Annotated in this window: 17 protein-coding genes and 1 pseudogene; 8 read left to right on the forward strand and 10 right to left on the reverse strand. The window is 70.8% G+C overall.

Features of this window, described 5'->3' with window-relative positions; all coding sequences use genetic code 11:
• Window positions 1-10: 10 nt before the first annotated feature.
• The 4 genes from ACZ4N5_RS05155 to ACZ4N5_RS05170 all read right to left on the reverse strand — a co-directional run bounded on the left by ACZ4N5_RS05155 (window position 11) and on the right by ACZ4N5_RS05170 (window position 6,820).
• Window positions 11-3,787, reverse strand: a complete 3,777-nt coding sequence (locus ACZ4N5_RS05155; RefSeq protein ID WP_467755742.1) for a multifunctional oxoglutarate decarboxylase/oxoglutarate dehydrogenase thiamine pyrophosphate-binding subunit/dihydrolipoyllysine-residue succinyltransferase subunit — start codon at window positions 3,785-3,787, stop codon at window positions 11-13.
• A 281-nt stretch (window positions 3,788-4,068) separates the two neighbouring features.
• Window positions 4,069-5,229, reverse strand: a complete 1,161-nt coding sequence (locus ACZ4N5_RS05160) for a HAMP domain-containing sensor histidine kinase (RefSeq protein WP_467755743.1) — start codon at window positions 5,227-5,229, stop codon at window positions 4,069-4,071.
• 62 nt (window positions 5,230-5,291) lie between these two features.
• Window positions 5,292-6,029, reverse strand: coding sequence for a response regulator transcription factor (locus ACZ4N5_RS05165; protein ID WP_467755744.1), 738 nt, complete (start codon window positions 6,027-6,029; stop codon window positions 5,292-5,294).
• A 113-nt stretch (window positions 6,030-6,142) separates the two neighbouring features.
• Window positions 6,143-6,820 (reverse strand): spermine/spermidine synthase domain-containing protein, encoded by a 678-nt coding sequence (locus ACZ4N5_RS05170; protein WP_467755883.1) that lies wholly within the window; start codon window positions 6,818-6,820, stop codon window positions 6,143-6,145.
• A gap of 449 nt (window positions 6,821-7,269) precedes the next feature.
• On the opposite strand from ACZ4N5_RS05170, the gene ACZ4N5_RS05175 reads away from it, so the two are divergent.
• Complete coding sequence (locus ACZ4N5_RS05175; protein ID WP_467755745.1) at window positions 7,270-8,196, forward strand: rhomboid-like protein; 927 nt, start codon at window positions 7,270-7,272, stop codon at window positions 8,194-8,196.
• 341 nt (window positions 8,197-8,537) lie between these two features.
• On the opposite strand, the gene ACZ4N5_RS05180 is transcribed toward ACZ4N5_RS05175, so the two are convergent.
• Window positions 8,538-8,816, reverse strand: coding sequence for a hypothetical protein (locus tag ACZ4N5_RS05180; RefSeq protein WP_467755746.1), 279 nt, complete (start codon window positions 8,814-8,816; stop codon window positions 8,538-8,540).
• A gap of 309 nt (window positions 8,817-9,125) precedes the next feature.
• Between ACZ4N5_RS05180 and lon the strand changes: the two genes are divergently transcribed.
• Window positions 9,126-11,540 (forward strand): endopeptidase La, encoded by a 2,415-nt coding sequence (gene lon / locus ACZ4N5_RS05185; protein WP_467755747.1) that lies wholly within the window; start codon window positions 9,126-9,128, stop codon window positions 11,538-11,540.
• A 157-nt stretch (window positions 11,541-11,697) separates the two neighbouring features.
• Here the strand turns inward: lon and ACZ4N5_RS05190 are convergent, their stop codons facing one another.
• A complete protein-coding gene (locus ACZ4N5_RS05190) occupies window positions 11,698-12,516 on the reverse strand; it encodes a lysozyme (RefSeq protein ID WP_467755748.1) in 819 nt (272 codons plus the stop codon).
• Window positions 12,517-12,814: 298 nt separating this feature from the next.
• Between ACZ4N5_RS05190 and ACZ4N5_RS05195 the strand changes: the two genes are divergently transcribed.
• Window positions 12,815-13,333 (forward strand): MarR family winged helix-turn-helix transcriptional regulator, encoded by a 519-nt coding sequence (locus tag ACZ4N5_RS05195; protein WP_467755749.1) that lies wholly within the window; start codon window positions 12,815-12,817, stop codon window positions 13,331-13,333.
• Window positions 13,334-13,379: 46 nt separating this feature from the next.
• Here the strand turns inward: ACZ4N5_RS05195 and ACZ4N5_RS05200 are convergent, their stop codons facing one another.
• Window positions 13,380-14,168 carry a protein phosphatase 2C domain-containing protein gene (locus tag ACZ4N5_RS05200; protein WP_467755750.1) on the reverse strand — a complete coding sequence of 263 codons (789 nt, stop codon included), beginning with the start codon at window positions 14,166-14,168 and terminating at the stop codon, window positions 13,380-13,382.
• Window positions 14,169-14,524: 356 nt separating this feature from the next.
• Between ACZ4N5_RS05200 and ACZ4N5_RS05205 the strand changes: the two are divergent.
• The 5 genes and pseudogenes from ACZ4N5_RS05205 to ACZ4N5_RS05225 all read left to right on the forward strand — a co-directional run.
• Window positions 14,525-17,155: pseudogene (locus ACZ4N5_RS05205) on the forward strand (sensor histidine kinase); the annotation flags it as partial.
• Window positions 17,156-18,357: 1,202 nt separating this feature from the next.
• On the forward strand, window positions 18,358-18,858 hold the full coding sequence (locus ACZ4N5_RS05210; RefSeq protein WP_467755751.1) for a roadblock/LC7 domain-containing protein: 501 nt from the start codon (window positions 18,358-18,360) through the stop codon (window positions 18,856-18,858).
• Complete coding sequence (locus ACZ4N5_RS05215) at window positions 18,858-19,268, forward strand: DUF742 domain-containing protein (RefSeq protein WP_467755752.1); 411 nt, start codon at window positions 18,858-18,860, stop codon at window positions 19,266-19,268. Before ACZ4N5_RS05210 ends, ACZ4N5_RS05215 begins: the two co-directional genes overlap by 1 nt.
• Window positions 19,249-19,887 (forward strand): GTP-binding protein, encoded by a 639-nt coding sequence (locus ACZ4N5_RS05220; RefSeq protein WP_467755753.1) that lies wholly within the window; start codon window positions 19,249-19,251, stop codon window positions 19,885-19,887. Before ACZ4N5_RS05215 ends, ACZ4N5_RS05220 begins: the two co-directional genes overlap by 20 nt.
• Before the next feature lie 37 nt (window positions 19,888-19,924).
• Window positions 19,925-21,187, forward strand: a complete 1,263-nt coding sequence (locus ACZ4N5_RS05225) for a styrene monooxygenase/indole monooxygenase family protein (protein WP_467755754.1) — start codon at window positions 19,925-19,927, stop codon at window positions 21,185-21,187.
• On the opposite strand, the gene ACZ4N5_RS05230 is transcribed toward ACZ4N5_RS05225, so the two are convergent.
• The 3 genes from ACZ4N5_RS05230 to ACZ4N5_RS05240 form a co-directional block, all read right to left on the reverse strand.
• Window positions 21,151-22,308, reverse strand: a complete 1,158-nt coding sequence (locus ACZ4N5_RS05230) for a C40 family peptidase (RefSeq protein WP_467755755.1) — start codon at window positions 22,306-22,308, stop codon at window positions 21,151-21,153. The genes ACZ4N5_RS05225 and ACZ4N5_RS05230 overlap by 37 nt on opposite strands.
• A 109-nt stretch (window positions 22,309-22,417) precedes the next feature.
• A complete protein-coding gene (locus ACZ4N5_RS05235; protein WP_467755756.1) occupies window positions 22,418-22,738 on the reverse strand; it encodes a hypothetical protein in 321 nt (106 codons plus the stop codon).
• A gap of 10 nt (window positions 22,739-22,748) precedes the next feature.
• Window positions 22,749-23,474 (reverse strand): TetR/AcrR family transcriptional regulator, encoded by a 726-nt coding sequence (locus ACZ4N5_RS05240; RefSeq protein ID WP_467755757.1) that lies wholly within the window; start codon window positions 23,472-23,474, stop codon window positions 22,749-22,751.
• Window positions 23,475-23,684: the final 210 nt, after the last annotated feature.

The following is a 23,684-nucleotide window of genomic DNA, read 5'->3' on the forward strand; positions in this document are numbered from 1 at the left end:
TGCCGGAGGCCTACGCCTCGAACACCTCACGCACCAGCTGCTCCTGCTCCGCCTGGTGCCGCTTCGCGGAACCGACGGCGGGGGAGGAGGAGTGCGGACGCGAGATGCGGCGCAGACGCTCGCCGTGCGGGACGTCGGCGCCGACCGCCAGGTCCAGGTGGTCGATCAGGTTGAGCGCGATGAACGGCCAGGCACCCTGGTTCGCCGGCTCCTCCTGCGCCCACAGGTACTTCTCGGCGTTCGGGTACTTGGCGATCTCCGCCTGGAGCTCGGCACCCGGCAGCGGGTACAGGCGCTCGATACGGATGATCGCCGTGTCCGTGCTGCCGAGCTTCTTCCGCTCGGCCTCCAGGTCGTAGTACAGCTTGCCGGCGCAGAAGACGACCTTGCGCACGGCGGACGCCTCGACCGAGTCGTCACCGATGACCGGGCGGAACTGACCCGACGTGAACTCCTCCGCCTTCGAGGACGCCGCCTTCAGGCGCAGCATCGACTTCGGGGTGAAGACCACCAGCGGCTTGTGGTGCGGGTTGTGCACCTGCCACCGCAGGAGGTGGAAGTAGTTCGACGGGAGCGTCGGCTGGGCGACCGTCATGTTGTTCTGCGCGCACAGCTGGAGGAAGCGCTCGATCCGGGCCGAGGAGTGGTCCGGGCCCTGGCCCTCGTAGCCGTGCGGGAGCAGCAGGGTGACGCCGGACGTCTGGCCCCACTTCTGCTCGGCGGCCGAGATGTACTCGTCGACGACCGTCTGCGCGCCGTTGACGAAGTCACCGAACTGCGCCTCCCACATGACCAGCGCGTCCGGCCGGGCCAGCGAGTAGCCGTACTCGAAGCCCATGACCGCGTACTCGGAGAGCAGCGAGTCGTAGACGTTCAGGCGGGCCTGGTCGTCCGAGAGGTACTGGAGCGGGGTGTAGTCCTCGCCCGTGACCCGGTCGATCAGCACCGCGTGACGCGTACCGAAGGTGCCGCGGCGCGAGTCCTGGCCGGACAGCCGGACCGGCGTGCCCTCCAGGAGCAGCGAACCGATGGCGAGGGTCTCGCCCATGCCCCAGTCGATCGTGCCGTCCTCGATCATCGCCGCACGGCGCTGGAGCTGCGGGAGCAGCCGCGGGTGCACGGTGACGTTGTCGGGGACGTTGACCTGGGACTCGGCGATCCGCTTCACGATCTCCTGGGAGACCGCGGTGGACACGGCGACCGGGAACTCGGCCTGGACGTCCGGGATGTGAGCCTCGGGCACCTGCGCGACGGCCTCGCGGACCTCGGTGAAGACCTTCTCCAGCTGGCCCTGGAAGTCCTGCAGCGCCTGCTCGGCCTCTTCGAGGGTGATGTCGCCGCGACCGATCAGGGACTCGGTGTAGAGCTTGCGCACCGAGCGCTTCTTGTCGATCAGGTCGTACATCAGCGGCTGCGTGAACGCCGGGTTGTCGGACTCGTTGTGTCCGCGGCGGCGGTAGCAGATGAGGTCGATCACGACGTCCTTGTTGAACGCCTGGCGGAACTCGAACGCCAGACGCGCGACGCGGACGACGGCCTCGGGGTCGTCACCGTTCACGTGGAAGATCGGCGCCTCGATCATGCGGGCCACGTCGGTGGCGTACATGGAGGAGCGCGACGACTCCGGGGCGGCGGTGAAGCCGACCTGGTTGTTGATGACGATGTGGACCGTGCCGCCCGTGCGGTAGCCGCGCAGCTGCGACATGTTGAGCGTCTCGGCGACCACACCCTGGCCGGCGAAGGCCGCGTCACCGTGCAGGGCGACGGGCAGGACCGTGAAGTCCGTGCCGCCCTTGTTGATGATGTCCTGCTTGGCGCGGACGATGCCCTCGATGACCGGGTCGACCGTCTCCAGGTGGGAGGGGTTGGCGGCCAGCGAGACCTTGATCTGCTCACCGTCCAGACCGGTGAAGGTGCCCTGGGCGCCCAGGTGGTACTTCACGTCGCCGGAGCCGTGCATCGACTTCGGGTCGAGGTTGCCCTCGAACTCGCGGAAGATCTGCGCGTACGACTTGCCGACGATGTTCGCGAGGACGTTCAGCCGGCCGCGGTGGGCCATGCCGATGACGACCTCGTCCAGGCGCGACTCCGCGGCGCTGTCGATGACGGCGTCGAGGAGCGGGATGACGGACTCGCCGCCCTCCAGGGAGAAGCGCTTCTGGCCGACGTACTTCGTCTGCAGGAAGGTCTCGAAGGCCTCCGCCGCGTTCAGGCGGCGCAGGATGCGCAGCTGCTCCTCGCGCTCCGGCTTGGAGTGCGGGCGCTCGACGCGGTCCTGGATCCACTTGCGCTGCTTCGGGTCCTGGATGTGCATGAACTCGATGCCGGTGGTGCGGCAGTACGAGTCGCGCAGGACGCCGAGGATGTCGCGCAGCTTCATCATCGACTTGCCGGAGAACCCGCCGACCGCGAACTCGCGCTCCAGGTCCCACAGGGTGAGCCCGTGCTCGGTGATGTCCAGGTCGGGGTGCTTGCGCTGCTTGTACTCCAGCGGGTCGGTGTCGGCCATGACGTGGCCGCGGACCCGGTAGGAGTGGATCAGCTCGAAGACGCGGGCGGCCTTGGTGACGTCGTCGTCGTGGCTGGCGTCGATGTCCTTGAGCCAGCGGACCGGCTCGTAGGGGATCCGCAGCGACTCGAAGATCTCGTCGTAGAAGCCGGTCTCGCCGAGCAGGTAGTTCGCGACGATGCGCAGGAACTCGCCGGAGGCGGCGCCCTGGATGACCCGGTGGTCGTAGGTCGACGTGAGCGTCATGACCTTCGAGATGCCGAGCTTGTTCAGGGTGTCCTGGGAGGTGCCCTGGAACTCCGCCGGGTAGTCCATCGAGCCGACGCCCATGATGACCGACTGTCCGGGCATCAGACGCGGGACCGAGTGGACGGTGCCGAGGCCACCGGGGTTGGTCAGCGAGACCGTGACACCGGTGAAGTCGTCCATCGTCAGCTTGCCGTCACGGGCGCGGCGGACGATGTCCTCGTAGGCCTGCCAGAACTCGAAGAAGTTCAGCGTCTCGGCCTTCTTGATGCCCGCGACGACCAGCTGGCGGTCGCCGTTGGGCTTCACCAGGTCGATGGCGAGGCCGAAGTTGACGTGCGCGGGCTTGACGAGGGTGGGCTTCCCGTCCTTCTCCGCGTAGTGCCAGTTCATCGACGGCATGGCCTTGATGGCCTGCACCATCGCGTACCCGATGAGGTGGGTGAAGGAGATCTTCCCGCCCCGGGCGCGCTTCAGGTGGTTGTTGATGACGATGCGGTTGTCGAAGAGCAGCTTCACCGGGAGCGCGCGCACGGATGTGGCCGTGGGCAGCTCCAACGAGGCGTTCATGTTCTTCGCGACGGCACCGGCGGGACCGCGCAGGGTCACGTACTCGGGGCCCTCGGGCGCCTCGGCGGCCTTCGGCTTCGCGGCGACCGGAGCGGCCTTCGCGGGAGCCGGGGCGGCGGCAGCGGGCTTCGGAGCCGCGGGCGCGGCGGCCGGAGCGGCAGGGGGCGCCTGAGGGGGAGCCTGGCGCGCCGCGGGCGGCGCAGGGGCGGCCGGAGCGGCCGTGGTGGTCCCTGCGGCCCCCGCGGCCGCAGTACCCGCCGGAGCCGAGGCGGCGGGCGCCCCGGGCTTGTAATCGGCGAAGAAGTCCCACCAGGCTCGGTCTACCGAATTCGGGTCCTGGAGGTACTGCTGATAGATCTCGTCGACGAGCCACTCGTTGGCACCGAATGCGGCCGCGGGGTTCTTCCCGACGGCTTGGTCATCGGTCGAGATGCTCGAGTTACTGGGGGACTGTGGCGACACGGCGGCAACCGCCCTCTTCCGCTTCACAAGGTGATGGACAGCGGGAATAAAGGCTACGCCTCCCTGGCCGAGAAGGTCAGGCCGGGCCCGTCCAACGTCGTGTAAGTCACATCGAAATCCGTGTTTCGCCCATGGAAATGGCGGGAAACAAGTGGGGTTCCGCTTCGGATCGGGTACGTCGACCGAGGGCCGCGGCACCCTTCACACGGTCCTGTGCCTGATCACACGTGTACGCCGGCGGCGACAGTGATGGATCTTGCGGCTCCGGTTCGAACTTTACGTCAACTTGGCAGAGAAGGGAGTCCCGGAAGGATGACCTGGATCCGGCAACCCCGCTGAGATTCGGCCACACCGATCCGTCCGCCGTGCAGATCGACCGCCCAGCGGGCGATGGCCAGGCCCAGGCCCGTGCCGCCGTCGCTGCCCGGGCCGTGCGGCGAGGGCACCCCGCCCCGGTTGAACCGCTCGAAGACGCGGTGCCACTCCGACTTCGGGATACCGGGTCCCTCGTCCAGGACCTCCAGGGCCAGTGACTCGGGATGGTCGCCCCGCCGTGCCCGTACCGTCACCCGGCCGTGCGGCGGGCTGTGCTTGACCGCGTTGTCGATGAGATTCGCGACGACCTGGTGGATCCGCTCCGGGTCCGCGTGCGCGGTCAGCTCCGGCGGGGACACGTCGAGGTGCAGATGGACGTCCGTGCGGGTGTGGCCGCCGCCGGAGCCCGAGCTGAGGTCCGCGCGCGCCGAGGCGACCATGTTGGCCTCCTTCAGTACGCCGGACAGATACGGCCACACCTCGAAGCGCCGTCTGCGCAGCGGTACGACGCCGTTGTCCAGCCGGGACAGGTCGAGGAGGGTCTCCACCAGCCGCCCGAGGCGCTCCGTCTGTTTCAGCGCGGTGCGCATGGTCTCGGGATCGGCGGCCGAGACGCCGTCCACGACGTTCTCCAGGACCGCGCGCAGCCCCGCGATGGGGGTACGCAGCTCGTGCGAGACATTCGCCACGAGCTCCTTGCGCTGACGGTCCTGGGCCTCCAGCTCGTCGGCCATGAGGTTGATCGTCTGCGCCAGGTCGCCCAGCTCGTCCCGCCGGTCGTCACGCACCCGGCGGGTGTAGTCGCCGTGCGAGATGGAGCGGGCCACCGCGTTCATCTCGTCCAGCGGCGCGGTGAGCGAGTGCGCCACGAACTGCGTGATCAGCAGGGTGGCGATCATCGAGAAGACCGTGATGAAGCGGAGCTCCGTCTTGGTGTGCACCGCGATCATCGACAGACCCGTGGTGATGAGCACGGAGATGACGACCAGCGCGCCCAGCTTGGTGTTGATCGAGAAGGGCCGCACGTCACCCCAGGAGCCCGTGCCCCTGCGCTCGCCGGACGCGCGCTCGCCGAGTCCGCGTCCGCGCTCGCCGAGCCCGCGTCCCCGTTCTCCGAGTCCGCTCATCACATCAGCCCCTCACGCAGGTCCCGATCACGCGGGTCCCGACGTTCCTACGGAGGCCCGGCTCAGGGAGTCGGGCTCTCCAGTGCGTAGCCGACGCCGTGCACCGTGCGGATCCGCTCGGCGCCGATCTTGCGGCGCAGCGCCTTGATGTGGCTGTCGACGGTCCGGGTACCGGAGGCGTCCGCCCAGTCCCACACCTCGGCGAGAAGCTGCTCGCGCGAGAGTACGGCACGCGGGGTGTTCGCGAGGCAGACGAGGAGGTCGAACTCGGTGGGCGTGAGATGCACGTCCTCGCTGCGGACCCGCACCCGGCGCTGCGCGTGGTCGATCTCCAGCTCGCCGAGGCGCAGGATGCCGCTGCGCGGAGCGGAGGCCGCGACGACCGCGCGCTCGACTCTGCGGAGCAGGACGTGCACCCGAGCGGCCAGCTCGCGCATCGAGAACGGCTTGGTCATGTAGTCGTCGGCGCCGACCCCGAGTCCGACCAGCATGTCGGTCTCGTCGTCGCGCGCGGTGAGCATCAGCACCGGCACCGGGCGGGCGGCCTGCACACGACGGCAGACCTCCAGACCGTCGAAGCCGGGCAGCATGATGTCGAGGATCAGCAGATCGGGCTGCCAGGCCTCGGCGGTGTCGACGGCGGCCGGACCGTCGCCCGCGGTTTGCACGAGGAATCCCTCGGCTCGCAGGCGGGCCGCGATGGCGTCGACGATCGTCGGGTCGTCCTCGACGACCAAAACCCGGCGCTGAGCGCCGGGGGTCGCCGCCGTGCCGTTCTGGGAGGTGTGTGTCTGCTCCATCGCCCGCCCCTGAAGTGTGCTTTCCGGAATCCGTGGGGTGATCCCATGACTGCGCTTGACGCTTGAATGATCCGCGTCAGGCAAGCAGGGTACGGGCAGTCACCGTGCCTCGGCTATCCAGGCCTTACCGCGAGGTACACGAGGTCGGGAACGCCCCGGGCAACGGGGATCTCTTCGGTACGAACCCGATGGAATCCGGCATTCCGCAAGGATTCTTCAAATTCCGGAGAGGGTTGGGCCGACCAGACGGCGAGCACGCCGCCCGGTCTCAACGCCCTTGCGCAGCTTGCCAGTCCGGACTTCCCGTACAGTCCCGCGTTGCCCTCGGTGACCGTCCAGTCGGGTCCGTTGTCGATGTCGAGGCACAGCGCGTCGAACGTGTCGGAAATCTCATTGACGTAGCCGACGAGGTCGGTCTCGACGATGTCGGTACGCGGGTCGGCGAGTGCCTGGGCCGAGAGCGCGGCGAGGGGGCCGTCACGGTGCCAGTCGATGATGGCCCGTTCGCGCTCGACAACAGTGATGCGCCCCCAGCGGTGGTCCGCGGCGGCGTGTGCGAGCGAGAACCCGACGCCGAGCCCCCCGATCAGCACACTCGGCTCCGGGCGCCCGTCGAGGGCGTCGTACGCCGCGTCCACGAGCAGCCGCTCGGAACGCCCGTCGGAGGTGTCCATCAGAAAGCACCCGTTGGCGATGATCTGCAGGAGAGTGCCGTGGCGCCGCAGCACGACCTCGCCGTACGGGCCCTGACGGCGGTCGATGACCACTGGAGTGTCGTACGAGGCAGTCATGGCCGCCATCCTGGCATTTTCACCAGCACGGGTGGCCGGAATTTTCGGGGGCCGGGTCTCCTGGGTCCGGCCCCGCGGCCCGGACCCGGGGCGGCGCGAGGCCGGGCGGTGCGGCGCCGTACGGTGCGGGGCGCGCGTGGCGTGATCAGGCCGGTTCTCCGATTCAGGGGGTGACGGCGGGCCGTACGAGGTTGACGCGGTGGTGGACCGGGGATCTCAGGTGGAGGCCCCGACGTCTCGGCCCCTTTCTTGAGGAGTTGCTGAGAATCGTTCTGTACGTGGCGCCGGTCATAGACAGCGATACGGGGGACGCGAAGGGTGGGATGCGACGGAAGGAGCGCCGCACTGTGGACCTGAGCACCACCGGGCGAGCCGATGCGCCCACCGGCCGAGCCGGTACGTCCACCGGACCGGCGCCGGGCACACCTCCCCCGAACCGTCTCCCCGGGATGCCGCAGCAGCGCGACGGCTCCAAGCCGCCACCGGCGCCGGGGGCCACGCCCACAGCCACAGCAGAGGTCACAGAACAGGCCCTGTCGACGCCCACACCCACGCTCGGACCGGCGGGCACTCCCGGGTCGGCGGCCACGCTCGTACCGGTGGGCACTCCCGGGCCGGCGGATGTACTGGAAGCGCCGGGACGGCCCGGACCGGCGGGCACGCCCGAGCCCGGCCCGACGGCCGCGCAGGCACTCGCGTCCGACTCCGGTTCCGCTCCACGCGCCGTCCCCGGCCGGCTCGGCGCACTCCCTGTCCTGCGGCTTCTGCCCACCCCGCTGGGTACGCCCTTCACCTTCGGGTACGCGGCTGTCCTCGCCGCCACCTCCTACCTCGCCGACCACGCGCACCCCGCGTTCGTCCACGCCCTGCACCAGGCGTCCAGTACGGACGTCGCGCACCTCGCGCGCCACCCGGTACTCGTACTGATCGCGAGCGCGCTGTGGATCGTCGGCGGGATCGCCTCGCCGTACGCGGTCGGCTTTCTGCTCGTGCTGACCGCACTGGAGCGTCGTACGGGCACGGCGTGGGCGGCCGGCGTCTTCCTGCTCGGGCATGTGGCGGCCACGCTGGCCACCGAAGTACCGGTCGGCCTGGCGGTGCTGGTGGGCGTACTGCCCGTCGGCTCACTGCACCGGCTCGACTACGGCATCAGCTTCGGCGTCGCCGCGAGCGTCGGCTCGCTCGCGGGACTCCTCTCTCCCTGGCTGGGCCGGCCGCTCCTGATCGGCTTCGGCTCGGTCCTCGTTCAGGACCTGATCCTTCTGACCGACCCCGTGACGGACGGCGGCCACCTGATCGCGCTGGCGATCGGCGTCGCGACGTGGCCACTGGTACGGCAGCGGCACCGGTTCCCCGGGCCGGTCGCGCGGCGCTGAGCCGCGGGCTCCCCGATCGGCCGGCGCTCCCACCGGCTCAGGGGCGCCGCGTCCTCATCCCGCGGACGCGACGCGACCCGTTGAGCCGTCGGGGTGACGGCCGACGCGCGCCTCGCCCGGGAACGCCGAGCGTGCCCCGACCGCAGCCGGCGTGCTCGCGGGGGTGGTCGCACGCCGGCACAGGCAGCACGGCCGATCCCCGGGCCCTTTCGGGGCGAGGACGGCGTCCTGCCCCGGAGTCCGGAGACGGTTCCACCGGTGCCGGTGGCGCGCCCGGCCGTCGGGCGCGGTCCGCATCGACGGCGCCCGACAGCGACGGCCGGAGGATTTCCGGATCGGGACTAGCGGGAGAGGGACCCGTTCTGGGCGTCGGACGCGGACTGCCATGCCTGTACGCCCGCCAGGGACGCCTCCTTGGCCTGCCGCCACTTCATGGCGGCCTGATGGCTCGGAGGCACATCCATGGCGCGGATCATGCGCCGGCCTGCGGAGAACACGGCGACGGCCGCGATGGCCATGCCGCTGAATGCCACCACGGCACCGGCCGCGGTGAGCACGGCACCGGTAGTGACGAGCCGGCGGTCGATGTCGAGCTTGGGCTGGGAGTGGTGATGGTTCATGACTCCACCATCCAACGGCAAGTGGTCACCCCGCATCCCGAGCGGCGGGGCGAGAAGCCGGGCCACCCGAGCCGTGGCACGTGCGGCCCTGGCGGCAGGCGAGGAGACGATCCGCGACCGAGCCGGACGCTCCGGCGACGACAGCCGCTCGATCGGCACCCGGTCCGCGCATGGCCGATGACCAGCGGCGATCCGTACAGGTCAGGGAGATCAGAAGTGATCGCTCACAGCGAACGTCCCCCGGGGAACATTGCGGGGCTCCCGTGCATTGAGTCGACATAGCTCAACTTGACTGCCGAAGGGGAGATCATGGCTTCGACGTCCGCATCACTCACCCTGCCCGTGCTGCCGCTCGACGACGAGGTCGTGCTGCCCGGAATGGTGGTTCCGCTGGATCTGAACGACACCGATGTGCGTGCCGCGGTGGAGGCCGCTCAGGCCGCCGGCCGTTCAACACCGGGGAAGCCTCAGGTACTCCTGGTGCCACGCATCGACGGGACCTACGCGAGCACCGGAGTGCTCGGCACCGTCGAACAGGTCGGCCGGCTGGCCGACGGCGACCCTGGCGCCCTGATTCGAGGGCGCGGGCGCGTGAAGGTGGGCGCGGGGACCACGGGTCCCGGTGCCGCACTCTGGGTCGAGGGCACCCGGGTCGAGGAGACCGTGCCGGATCCTCTGCCCGGACGGGTCGCCGACCTGGTGAAGGAATACAAGGCCCTGGCCACCAGCTGGCTGCGCAAGCGCGCCGCCTGGCAGGTCGTGGACAGGGTGCAGCAGATCGACGATGTTTCCGCTCTTGCCGACAATTCCGGTTACTCACCGTTCCTTTCCGTCGAACAGAAGGTCGAGCTGCTGGAGACCGCCGACCCGGTGGCCCGGCTGAAGCTCGCCACCGAGCAGCTCCGCGAGCACCTCGCCGAGCAGGATGTAGCCGAGTCCATCGCCAAGGACGTCCAGGAGGGCGTCGACAAGCAGCAGCGCGAGTTCCTGCTGCGGCGCCAGCTGGAAGCCGTACGCAAGGAGCTGCGCGACCTCAAGGGAGAGGACGGCGAGGACGAGTCCGACGACTACCGTGCCCGTGTCGAGGCCGCAGACCTTCCCGAGAGTGTCCGCGAGGCCGCCCTCAAGGAGGTCGAGAAGCTGGAGCGGTCCAGTGACCAGTCGCCCGAGGGCAGCTGGATCCGGACCTGGCTCGACACCGTCCTGGAGCTGCCGTGGAACGAGCGGACCGAGGACGAGTACGACATCAGGGGCGCCCAGTCCGTGCTCGACGCCGAGCACGCCGGTCTGGAGGACGTGAAGGAGCGCATCACCGAGTACCTGGCCGTGCGCAAGCGGCGTGCCGAGCGCGGTCTCGGAGTCGTCGGCGGCCGGCGCGGCGGTGCCGTGCTGGCGCTCGTCGGCCCGCCCGGCGTCGGCAAGACCTCGCTCGGCGAGTCCGTCGCGCACGCCATGGGCCGCAAGTTCGTCCGCGTCGCCCTCGGCGGCGTACGGGACGAGGCCGAGATCCGCGGACACCGCCGTACGTACGTCGGCGCGCTGCCCGGCCGGATCGTGCGCGCCATCAAGGAGGCCGGGTCGATGAACCCGGTGGTCCTGCTCGACGAGATCGACAAGGTCGGCTCCGACTACCGGGGCGACCCGGCGGCGGCGCTGCTCGAAGTCCTCGACCCGGCGCAGAACCACACCTTCCGCGACCACTACCTGGAGGTCGAACTCGACCTCTCCGACGTCGTGTTCCTCGCCACGGCCAATGTCCTCGAAGCCATCCCGGAGGCCCTGCTCGACCGTATGGAGCTGGTCCGCCTCGACGGCTACACCGAGGACGAGAAGGTCGTCATCGCCCGGGACCACCTGCTGCCGCGCCAGCTGGAGCGGGCGGGCCTGGAGAAGGACGAGGTCGTCCTGGACGAGAGCGCGCTGCGCAAGCTCGCCGGGGAGTACACCCGGGAAGCGGGTGTGCGGAACCTGGAGCGGGGCATCGCCCGGCTGCTGCGCAAGGTCGCGGCCCAGCACGAACTGGGCCGCCGGGAGCTGCCGTTCACGGTGGCCGACACCGATCTGCGCGAGCTCATCGGGCGCCCGCACCATGTGCCCGAGTCGGCGCAGGACCCGGCCGAGCGCCGCACGGCGGTGCCCGGTGTCGCCACGGGTCTGGCCGTCACCGGCGCGGGCGGTGACGTCCTCTACGTGGAGGCGTCGCTGGCCGACCCGGAGACGGGCGCTGCCGGTCTGACCCTCACCGGTCAGCTGGGCGACGTGATGAAGGAGTCGGCGCAGATCGCGCTCTCCTTCCTGCGCTCGCACGGCGCGGAGCTCGAACTGCCCGTCGGCGACCTGAAGGACCGGGGTGTGCACATCCACTTCCCGGCGGGCGCCGTCCCCAAGGACGGTCCGAGCGCGGGCGTCACGATGACGACCGCCCTGGCATCGCTCCTGTCCGGCCGGCTGGTCCGCACCGATGTGGCCATGACCGGTGAGGTGTCGCTGACCGGCCGTGTCCTGCCGATCGGCGGCGTGAAGCAGAAGCTGCTCGCCGCGCACCGGGCGGGTGTCACCACCGTGATCATCCCGAAGCGCAACGAGGCCGATCTGGACGATGTTCCGGCCGAGGTCCTGGAGAAGCTCGACGTCCACGCCGTCACGGACGTCCGCCAGGTCCTGGAGCTGGCACTGTCGCCGGCGACGAACGGCGCCGTGCCGGAGGTTCCGGTAGCCGCGTGACGGAGGTTGCCGGAAGGGAAGGCCCGGGTCCCGTGAGGGAGGCCCGGGCCTTCGCCGTACGACAGTTGTGCGCGTCACCGCCGTACAAAGGTCGTGCCCGTCACCGCCGTACGTCACCGCCGTACGTCACCGCCGTACGTCAGTGAGGTGCCGGACGTCAGCCGTTGGCGAGCGCCTGGACGCGGTCCAGGGCGCCGTTGAACTTGTCGTGGTCCCCGACCGTCGGGCCGGACGACGTGTACTGCCACATCGTGTAGTACCCCCAGCCCGCCGGGAGTGTCCCGGGGTCGGAGGCGTAGCGCGCGATCCACAGCGGGTTGGCGGAGGCGAAGCCGCCGTAGTTGCCGGTGCACTGGGTCCACCAGCTGGTGGCCGTGTAGATCACCGCGTCGCGTCCGGTACGGGCCCTGTACTGGGTGAGGAAGCTGCTGATCCAGCTGACCATCGCGCTCTGCGTCTTGCCGTAGCAGGCGGCCCCGTACGGGTTCCACTCGATGTCGAGGGCGCCGGGCAGTGTCTTGCCGTCGCCGGACCAGCCGCCGCCGTGGTCGACGAAGTAGTTGGCCTGGGTGGCGCCGGTCGTGGTGTCCGGGGTCGCGAAGTGGTACGAGCCGCGGATCATGCCGATGTTGTACGCGCCGTTGTACTGCTGGGCGAAGTACGGGTTCGTGTAGTACGTCCCCTCGGTCGCCTTGGTGTAGGCCCACCTGACCCCGCTGCTCCACAGCGTCGACCAGGGGACGTTGCCCTGGTAGCCGGAGACGTCCACGCCTTCCGTCTGGGTGGCGTCACCGGTGGACGGCGTGCCGTCCTGGCCGTCGTGGGCGATGACCCCCATGCCCATCCGGGCGGCGCCCCGGGCGGGGGTGTCGGCGGCGGAGGAGGGGAGGGTGGAGAGGAGGGAGAAGGCGGCGAGCAGGGTTCCTACCGCGAGCGCTCGCAGGCGGTGGGCCGTTCCGGATCTGTGCACGGGCATGTGCGTGCCTCCGAAGGGCGATGGAGCTCCGGGAGCTCGGGGGAGCCCGATGGAGCTCGGTGGGGGGAAAGCGCGGGCACGCGTGCCATGGGGGGATCAGGTCGTCCTTGATCTGAAAGTGGCGTGCGCATGCCATGAGATAAGTGACTGATAAAGAAACTACGCACGTAGACCGTGGGTGGGAAGAGGGGGCGGAGGCTGCCGTTGGTCTACGCCTGCGAAATACTGGCGGAGCTGCGGCAACGGCGAGTTCTGGCAGAAACTTTCAGGATCGGGAAACCGAGTCAGGGGTGCTGACGTGCACGAGGGCGGAAACGACGGCGGACGTCCGGTCGAATCCGGCGTGTCGGGAAATGGTGTGGACCGGCCCGCGGTGCACGGCGGCGTGGAGCGCGAGTTCCTCTCCCTGGAGCGCGAGTTGACCGTGTTCCTGCGCCGCGCCCGTGCCAGCCAGGGGGAGATGGCCCGCGAGGTCCATCCGGACCTGGAGTCCGCCGCGTACGGACTGCTCGTCCGTCTGGAGGAGTGCGGGCGCCAGCGCGCCACGGAACTCGCCGCCTACATCGGCGTCGGCAAGGCCACCATGTCCCGGCAACTGCGCGCCCTGGAGGAGTTGGGCCTGGTCGCGCGCGAACCCGACCCCGCCGACGGCCGCGCCTGGCTCGTCCACCTCACCGAGGAGGGGCGCGGCCGCGTCAGCAGCGTCCGCGAGGCCCGCCGCGCCCGCTATGTCCGCCAGCTCGCCCACTGGGACCAGAACGAGGTCGCGGAACTCGCCCGGCTGCTGCATCAGCTGAACCGCGGCATGGAGAAGTAGCCCCCGCCCGACCGCCGTCCGCGTCTCCTCCGCCGTCCACCTCTCCTCAAAGCTCCACGAACACCACCGTCGCGTCGTCGTGCGCCTTGCCCCGCCGAGGACGCGACCGCTCCCGCGCGTCCGCGTGCTCCAGCGCCCGTACGCGCTCGACGAGGGACGGGGAGCCCTCTTTGCGCACGAGGGCGAACAGCTCGGCCCAGTCGCCCGCGTGGAACCTCTCCACCCAGCGGGCGGCGCCGTCCGTGAGGGCCGTCAGCGCGCGGACGGAGGAGCGAGGGAGCGTGCCCGTCACCGCGCGCGAGGCCACAGAGGGGTCCGCGGCCGCCGTGAAGAAGCCGCCCTCCTTGTTGCGGGCGACGGTGTCGGCGACGGCGTCCGTGGTGAGCGTGCCGCGGGGGAGGCGGGAAAGGCGGTCGTCCAGCAGGGCGGTGACCTCGCCGGCGGGGGATTCCACCAGCAGGACCGAGTCCGAGAGGACCAGGTACTCGACCTCCGACGCGGACCATCGCGCGAGGGCCACGGTTGCCTGGGGTGTGCGCGGGTGAGAAAGGTCACAGGTGGTGGCGTGTGCGTCGGCGACGCGGCGAATCGCCTGCGACAGGACCTCGGGGAGGGGTAAATCCCCCTGCGAAACGGACAGTTCGGTCAGTGCCCCGCCGAGCCGCGCGGAGAACCAGGGGACCGAATGCACGCAGCCGTAGTCGCCCTGAGGGGGTGTCACCCCGTCGAGCACGATCAGTGAACCGCCCTGTCCTGAGGCGGGAAGTCCGACCGATGCGAAGTCCTCATTGGGGCGGTCCGGGTCCCCGGGCTCCGATACGAGTTCAGTGCGCATTCCGCCAGTCTGCACGAGCCCTTCACAAGGTCCCCGAAAGGTCGGCGGGGAACCCTCGACACGCGGACCGGCAGCTCAGGCGCCAGGTTTGGCATGGAATGATCGACTCCGGCAACGCGTGGCGGCGAATACTGCCAAAGCACGTCCCGGACGTCCAACCGGCCCGCCGCGGGCGCCCGTCGCGAGCGGCCCGGGACTTGCCCGCCAACTCCCCTCCGATGTTCACTCCTTCGGGTGGCGGGTCGGATGATGCGGGACCACTGCCCACCGGCACTGGGAGGGTCGGGAGCCGTACCGGGCGGACGCCGCGATTGACGGGACGTCACCCGGGCCCCAAATGGGTACACGAGTCAGGAATGCGAGCACCGGTGCAGAAGACGCGGCCGAGGCGCACAGGCAAGAAGACGGCCTCCAACTCCACAGAGGGTGGCGCCGTCGGCGACGCCACCGGCTCCACAGGCCGGGGCAGGACCGCCCACGTACGCAACCGGCTGATCGTGGCCGTGGCGGTCGTCGCGGCCGCCATCGCCGGAGCCGGGGCGCCCACGGTGCTGTCCGCCTCGCAGCAACTGAACGATTCCCAGAACCTGGTGACGCTCGCACAGCGCACCCAGCAGGCGCTGACCCTCGCGCACTCGCTGGCCGACGAGCGCGACGAGGTCACCTCGTACGTCGCCGCGGGCAGGCCCAAGGCGAAGGCGCCCTCCGAGCAGCGCAGCGCCCTGGTCGACCGGCAGGTCGACGAGCTGCGCGCGGACGCGGACGCCCCCGCCGCGCTGCTCAAGGACCTCGACGGCATCGAGGCCCTCAGGCGAGCGGCGCTCACCGGGAAGAGCTCCGCCTTCGAAGCGCACCAGGCGTACTCCGGGGCCATCACCGAACTCCACGCCCTCGCCGAGGACCTGGCCGACCGGATGCCGCCGCGCGCGGGCTCCGGCGCGCACGCCCTCGCCGAGCTGGACACCGCCGTCCAGCAGTCCGCCGCCGCCCGCGGACTGCTCCTGGCGGCCCTCGCCATCCCGCGCACGACTCAGACGGTCTACAACCCGGTCACGGGTCTGATGACCACCACGAGCATCTCGTCGGACGCCGACACCAAGCAGCGCGACGCGCTGAGCGCCGCCGCCCAGCAGGCCCGCGTCCGCTCCGACGCGCTCCTCGCCGACTTCCGCGAGACCGCGCCCAAGCAGGCCGTGGCGTCCTACGACTCCACGGTCACCGGCCCCGACGTCGGCTCCGCCGACCGGTACCTGGCGAACCTCACCGGCCAGCCGAAGCTCTCCGACTCCGCGCTCGGCACCAGCGCCAAGAAGCTGGACGCCGCCCTGTCCGCCCGGATCGATCTGATGCGCGGCGCGGAGGCCTCCCTCAACGACCACCGCACCAAGAGCCTCGAACAGCTGCGGGACGACGACGTCACCGCGCTGGAGATCCGCGTCACCCTCCTCGGCGTCCTGCTGCTCGTCGCGGCCGGCGTCACGATGGCCATGGCCCGCACTCTCACCCGGCCGCTCGCCGTCCTGCGTCTCGGCTCGGCCCGGCTCGCCGCCGACCCGGGCTCCCAGGAACCGGTCAAGTTCACCGGCCGCAACGACGAGTTCGCCCAGGTCGTCCGCTCCGTCAACGCGCTGCACGCGCACGCCGCCACGCTGCATGAGCGGATCGCCACCCTCGAAGGCGACCGCAAGCACCTCATCGGCCAGCGCCAGCTGATGGCCGACGAGCGCGACAAGCTGCGCGGCGAACTCGCCGAGTCCGTAGCCCACTTGGAGCAGGTGCGCGGCACGATCCACAGCACCTTCGTCAACCTCGCGCTGCGCACCCTCGGCCTCGTCGAGCGCCAGCTCGGCGTCATCGAGGGCCTGGAGGAGCGCGAGCAGGACCCGGACCGCCTCTCCACCCTCTTCAAGCTCGACCACTTCGCCACCGTCATGCGGCGGCACAGCGAGAACCTCCTCGTCCTCGCGGGTGCCGAGCACGTCCAGCACCACGCCGGCCCGGTCCCGCTCGTCGACGTCGTACGCGCCTCGGTCAGCGAGATCGAACGGTACGAACGGGTGCGGATCGCGGCGCTGCCCCCGCACGCGCACATCGCCGGGTTCGCCGCCGACGACATCAGCCACCTGGTGGCCGAACTCCTGGAGAACGCCACCTCGTTCTCGCCGCCCGACGTGCCCGTCGAGGTCTCCGGCTGGCTGCTGGAGAGCGGTGACGTGATGCTCTCCGTGCAGGACGAGGGCATCGGCATGACCGACGAGCGGATGCGTCATCTCAACGCCCGCCTCGCCGAGTTCGACCCGGAGGACACGTACGACCAGGAGAGCGGTGAGGGGCTCGGGCTCGGCCTGTACGTGGTGGCCCGGCTCGCCCACCGGCACGGCGTACGGGTGAAGCTGCGCGAGCAGAAGCAGGGCGGGGTGGCCGCCGTGGTCGTCCTCCCCAAGGCACTGCTCGCCGCCGCACCCTCGTCCACCGTCCCCGCCGCCACCCGGCTCGCCGGCGCAGCCCCCGCGGTGGCCCTGCCCGGCGCCGACGCCGAGGCCAACTCCAATGTCCTGCACGGCCGTTCGATCCTCAGGGCCTCGGTATCGGCCTCGGCCGGCGACGAGGATCCGCTGATCGCGGCGGCCAAGGCTGCCGTACGGGACGCCGCTGTCGAGCCGGAGGCGGCGCCCGAGCAGGCACCGGTCCCGGCGCCCGAGCCGGCCGCGCAGACCCCGGTCATCCCGGCCCCCCGCGGGCCCGAGCCGGAGCCGGAACACCCGTCCGAGACGACGATGGAGCTGCTGCTCCCGGAGCTCGCTCCGGACGCCGCTCCCGGACCGGACGCCCCCGCCTCGGACGACTTCGAACTGGCGGCCCCCGCACCGGCGGTCGCTACACCGGGATCCCCCGCGCAGGAGTCCTTCGGACCGGCGGCCCCCGCGCAGGAGTCCTTCGGACCGGCGGCCCCCGCGCAGGAGTCCTTCGGACCGGCGGCCCCCGCACCGGAATCCTTCGAACTGGCGGCCCCCGCACCGGACTTCGCCGGGACGCCGGCCGACTCCACGGGGACGCCCGGCGAACCCAGCTTCGGATCCGCCGAGTCGGCTTCTGCCTTCGGGTCCCCGGAGTCGGCCCCTGGCTCTGGGTCTCACGAGTCGGAGCCCGCCTTCGGGTCTTGCGAGTCGGAGCCCGCCATCGCGTCTCCCGAGTCGGCCCCTGCCTTCGGGTCTCCGGAGTCGACGTCCGGCTTCGCGTCTCCCGAGTCGGCCCCTGCCTTCGGGTCTGCTGAGTCGGCGCCCGCCTTCGGTGCCCCCGAGTCGGCCCCCGGTCCCGGCTCCGACTTCGCCGAGCCCGCTGCGGCTTCCCTCGAGGCGACCGGACCCCTCGCAGAGCCGGCCCCCGGCTTCGACGGGCCATCAACCCCCGGCGCAGACGGCACGAGGGCCCGTGCCGACGGGATGGTCCCCGTCGCAGACGAGGCAACCTCTCGCGCCGACGGAGTGGTTCCCGGCGCAGACGGCACGAGGGCCCGTGCCGACGGGATGGTCCCCGTCGCAGACGAGGCAACCTCTCGCGCCGACGGAGTGATCCCCGGCGCAGACGGCACGAGGGCCCGCGCCGACGGAGTGATCCCCGGCGCAGACGGGACGACCACCCGCACGGCCGGGACGGCCCCCGGTGTCACCGAGGCCGGTTCCCACCCCGGCGGGGCGAGCGCGGAGCCCGCTCCGGCCGCGGAGCTCTCGTCGGCCACGGAGCCCGCTCAGGCGGCGGACCCGTCCGCCGGTTCGGCCGCCGACCTGCCCGCAGGTCCGGCCACCGACCCCTACGCCATCGGCCCCGACAGCCACGAGCGTGCCCCCGATGAGCACCCCCGGCTCACCGACAAGGGCCTGCCCAAACGGACGCCGAAGATCTCCGCCCCCACCGCCGCCCCGCGGCCCCGCGTGGGCGGCGTGGACGCCGATGCCCTGCGCCGCAGGCTGGGCGGGTTCCACCGGGGCGCGGTCGAAGGCCGTCGCGACGTGGAGGCGGAAATCGCCGACCGGATGGCGGAGACCCCCACGCCCGAAGGACAGACCCCGTCGGCACCCGCGCCCGCACACGCGCCCGCACACGCGCCCGCAGGACCCGCGCCCACAGCGCACCAGCTCAACGCACAGGACGTAGAAGCATCGGGGGGCACAGTCGAGGAGGCAAGCAGTTGACCGCGACCAGTACCTTCGGCCTGAGCAGTGAAGCTCGTAACCTGCACTGGCTGCTGACCAATCTCGTCGAGGAGGTACCAGGCCTCCTGTCGGTCGCGGTCGTCTCCTCCGACGGCCTGCTGCTGCTCTCCTCCGACCCCGGCCGCAACGCCGAGGCGAGGACGGCCGACAGCACCAAGCCGACCGGCCCCAAGGGCTCCGCCGCGGACCTCGCCACGATCGTCTCCGGCATCGGCAGCCTCACCATCGGTGCCGCCAAGCTGATGGACGGCGGCGGCGTCAAGCAGACCATGGTCGCGATGGACGAGGGCAGCCTCTTCGTCATGGCGATCAGTGACGGTTCGCTGCTCGGAGTGCACGGCTCCCCGGACTGCGACATGAGCGTGGTGGCGTACCACATGGCGCTCTTCGTCGGCCGGGCAGGACACGTCCTGACCCCCGAACTGCGCATCGAGCTACGGAAATCACTTGAGGCCGACGCTCTCGGGAGTGCCTGATGACCGTGTCGAACGGCGTTCAGAAGCTCCCGGTCCGGGGCGGCGACCGCAAGCCCGCCCGCGTACGCCCCTACTCGCTCACCGGCGGACGTACCCGCTTCGGCCACGTCCTGCTGGTGGAGACCTTCGTGGCCGCGCTGGAGGCCCCGGAGGAGCGCAAGGAGCTGACCAACGGCTCGCTCACCCACCGGGTCATGCCCGAGATGCGGGCCATCGTCGAACTCTGCCGCCGGATGCGTACGGTGGCCGAGGTCGCCGCCCTCCTCAGGATGCCGCTCGGAGTGGTCCGAGTGCTCTTGAGCGACCTGGCGGACCAGGGAAAGATCCGTGTGTACGGAACAGGTCACGGCCCGGGACAGCCGGACCGCGCTCTGCTGGAAAGGGTGCTGAGTGGACTCCGTCGTCTCTGACGCCGAACCTGGCGTCGCCCCCCTCCTCGACGAAGAGGAGAATCTGCAGGCCTGGCAGACGGACCGCACGCGCGCGCCGATAGCCACGAAGATCGTGGTGGCGGGCGGCTTCGGCGTCGGCAAGACCACCCTCGTCACATCCGTCTCGGAGATCACGCCCCTCCAGACGGAGGCGCTGATGACTCAGGCCAGCGAGGACACCGACGACCTCACGGGTACGCCGGACAAGCTGACCACCACCGTGGCCATGGACTTCGGCCGCATCACGCTCGACGACGACCTGGTGCTCTACCTCTTCGGTACGCCGGGCCAGCAGCGGTTCTGGTTCATGTGGGACGACCTGGTGCGCGGCGCGATCGGCGCGGTGGTCCTCGCCGACACCCGCCGCCTCTCGGACTGCTTCCCGGCGCTCGACTACTTCGAGAGCTGCGGACTGCCGTACGTCGTCGCCGTCAACCACTTCGACGGCAGCGACGAGTTCGAGCCGGACGACGTGCGCGAAGCCCTCACGGTGCCTTCACACATACCTGTCATGATCATGGACGCGCGTCGCCGGATCTCGGTCGTCGAGACCCTCCTCGCTCTGGTCGGCCACGCGCTCGAAGTCAGCCCCGAATAGGGACGCCTGAGTCCTAGGCCTAGGAGAAGCAACCCGCATGCGGAAGATACTCGTCGTCGGAGCCGGCCAGTCCGGACTCCAGCTCGCCCTCGGACTCCAGTCGCAGGGGTACGAGGTCACCCTGATGTCGAACCGGACGGCGGACGAGATCCGTTCCGGCCGGGTCATGTCGACGCAGTGCATGTTCGACACGGCGCTCCAGCACGAGCGCGATCTCCAGCTGAACTTCTGGGAGTCCCAGGCCCCGAAGATCGAGGGGCTCGGCGTCTCGGTCGCGGTCCCCGGCTCCTTCGACCCCGGCCCCTCGCAGCGCGCCATCGACTGGGTCGGCAAGCTCGACGGGTACGCCCAGTCGGTCGACCAGCGGGTCAAGATGGCGGGCTGGATGGAGACGTTCGCGCAGCGCGGCGGCCAACTGGTCATCCACGGCGCGGCGGTCTCCGACCTCGACTACTTCTCCCGCGCGTACGACCTGGTCCTCGTCTCGGCGGGCAAGGGCGAACTCGTCGCGATGTTCGGCCGCGACGCCGCCCGTTCCCCGTACACCGAGCCGCAGCGCGCCCTCGCGGTGTCCTACGTCCACGGTCTGGGCCCGCGCCCGGAGCACCCGGACTACGACGCGGTCCGCTGCAACCTGGTCCCCGGCGTCGGCGAGCTGTTCATCATGCCGACCCTCACCACCTCGGGTCGCGCCGACATCCTTTTCTGGGAGGGCGTACCCGGCGGCCCGCTCGACGTCTTCAACGGCGTCAAGGACCCCGGTGAGCACCTCTCCCTGACCCTGGAACTCATGGAGAAGTTCACGCCCTGGGAGTACGCGCGGGCCACCAACGTCGAACTGACCGACGCGGGCGGCACGTTGTCCGGGCGGTACGCCCCCACCGTCCGCAACCCGATCGGCCGTCTCCCCGGCGGCGGGCTGGTCCTCGGCGTCGCCGACGTCGTCGTGGCCAACGATCCGATCACCGGTCAGGGCTCCAACTCGGCCTCCAAGTGCGCCGCCGCCTACCTCGCCTCGATCGTCGAGCAGGGCGAAAAGCCCTTCGACGAGGAGTGGATGCAGGCGACGTTCGACCGCTACTGGGACACCGCGCAGCACGTCACCAAGTGGACCAACGCGATGCTGGGCGTCCCGCCGGAGCACGTGCTCAACCTGATCGGCGCGGCGGGCCAACTCCAGCCCGTCGCCGACCGGTTCGCCAACGGCTTCAACAACCCGGCCGACTTCGAGAACTTCTTCTTCGAGCCGGAGAAGACGGCCGCCTATCTGGCGTCGGTCACCGGCGCGACGGAGGCGTAGCCCTCGTCGGTTCCTTCGGTGGCGTGCTCGGGGAGCTTCGGTGGCGTGTAGTGCCGCAGGGGCTCCCCGTCCGGATCCGGGCGCACCGCGCCGAGGAGCGGGTTCGCGGCGATGGGGGACACCTTGATCTTCGCGCCCGGCCGCGGCGCCTGCACCACCATCCCGTCGCCCAGGTAGATGGCGACGTGCGTGGCTTCGGGGAAGTAGATCACCAGATCGCCGGGACGCAGCTTGCTCAGCGGGATTCTCGGGAGCCGGGCCCACTGTTCCTGGCTGGTGCGGGGGACAGGCCGGCCGGCCCGCTCCCAGGCCTGTGACGTCAGCCCCGAGCAGTCGTAGGCCGCCGGGCCCTGCGCGCCCCACTCGTACGGCTTGCCGATCTGGTCGACGGCGTAGCGCAGCGCCTCCTCGCCCTCCTGCGTGGGCGGCCGCACGCTGCTGAGCGCGCCAGAGGCCATGAACTTCTTCTGCGCCGTCGCCGTTCCCGACTTCTCGAACCTGTCCAGTTCGGCGATCTGTTCCGCGGTCAGCGAGGCGAGCAGCTTCTGGACGTCGTCGAGCCGCTCGCGTACCTCGTCCCGCTCCTTCTTCTGCCGTTCGGCGAGGGAGAGCTGACCGTCCAGCGCCTTGCGGGCCGCACGCGCGAGCACACCTGTGCGCTTCTCGCCGCCCGCGACCCGCCGCACGGTCGCGGCCCGCTCCAGCGACAACTGTCCGATCAGGTGTTCCTGGTCGAGGGCGTGCTGCGGATCCCTGGCGAGCAACAGCTTCACGTACGTGGAGAGGTCGTCGCTGCTCTGGTACTGCTGCCGGGCCAGCCGCCCCGCGGCGCCGCGGCTGTCCTGAAGCGAGAGACGGGCCCTGGCGAGGCCGGCGTCGAGCCTGGCGACCTCGGCGCGCTGCTTCTTCAGTTTCTCGGCGGTGCCGTTGTACGTCTCGGTGGCGCGTTCCGCGTCCCGGTAGAGCCGCTGAAGATCCGTCAGCAACGAGGCCACGGACCGCTGGGCGTCGGCCCCGGAACCCTGCCCGGGCTCCGGGACGGCCGCGGCGGGTGTGGGCGAGAGCAGCGCCCCGGCCGCCACCGCTCCCGTGCACAGCAGACGCAGAAGCCTTCCTGACACGTCATCACCTCCGGTACCGGGGTGGTCCGTCGACCACCCGTCTCGCACCGGCAGGATCGGCCCAAGGCGTCTCCCGCGCGCGCCGGGTGACCGCTTCGGCCCAAGAAGGTCACTCGTCGGCGTTGCCGTCCGGCGTGGCGCCGCCGCTGCCCCCGCGCTTGTGCGTGCCCGGGGACCAGGGCAACGTGAACCGGCGCCCCGACGCGTCGCCCTCGGGGTCGTACTCGTACTTCCACCCCTTGTGGAGCCCGAGCCGTTTGCTGGTGGCCGCCTGGACGCGCCGGTAGACCAGCAGGGTGGGCTTGCCGCCGTCCGGGTCGGGCACCGGAATCCGGTACGTCTTCGGCGGGTGACCGGTGATCCCGAGCAGAACGGGCATCACGCGTCCGTCCAGCGGGCCGCCGAAAAAGGGGGTGTCTTCGCTCTTCACCGGACCAGTGTCACAGCAGGTGGGCCGCATCCCCGACAACGGGCAGCACCCGGCGGACCAGCGCCCCCGCGATGCCGTCGGGGCTCTCCATCGCCAGCGAGGTCCGGACCACCGCCGCGGTCTGCGGATCGCTCCCGGCGCTCGCCACGAGCGCCGCCACGAACTGCTCGACGAGCCAGTCCCGCAGCTCGTCCAGCGGCGGTTCCTTGTCCTCGTCGAGCCAGATCAGCGAGGCGGCCTCCACGGCCGTGATCCACATCCGTACGGTCATCCGCAGCCGGGATCCGGGATCCTTCACCGCCAGATGATCGAGAATGTGCTCCGCCGCCGCCCTGCGGACCCCGTCGACTATGGCCGTGGTCCGAGAGGTCTCGATGACGCTCCCGCCCTGCAGCAGCGCGCTGAACCCGGCGTCGTGCTGGTCCACGAACGCGAGATACCGGTCGAGGGCCCGGGAGAGCCGCTCGGTGAGCGGCCCCTCCGGCGGCTCCGCGAAGCAGTGCTCCAGCTCCTCGGCGGCGGACCGCAGGGCAGCCTCGTACAACTGCTGCTTGCCGCCCGGGAAATACCGGTACACGAGCGGCCGCGACACCCCGGCCGCCTCCGCCACATCATCCAGCGAGACCTCCTCGGGCACCCGCTGGGCGAACAGGGACAGCGCGGCTTCGAGCAGCTGACTGCGCCGCTCCTCGACGCTGAGCCGACGGTAGGCGGGGGTGGAAGCCTGCGAGGTCATGACGGGCAGCGTAACCGCCCACCCGCACGACCCCTCGTACACCGCAGGACGGACACCGCCTCGCCCACCGGACCCATCCCCGTACAACCCGGACGCACGACGACCCGCCCAGCACGCGAGCCCCAAGCCCCCACCCAGCGACGGACGAGCGACGGGCCCGCCCGGCACGCGAGCCCCAAGCCCCCACCCAGCGACGGACGAGCGACGGGC

Source organism: Streptomyces sp. NPDC026500 (assembly GCF_055567635.1).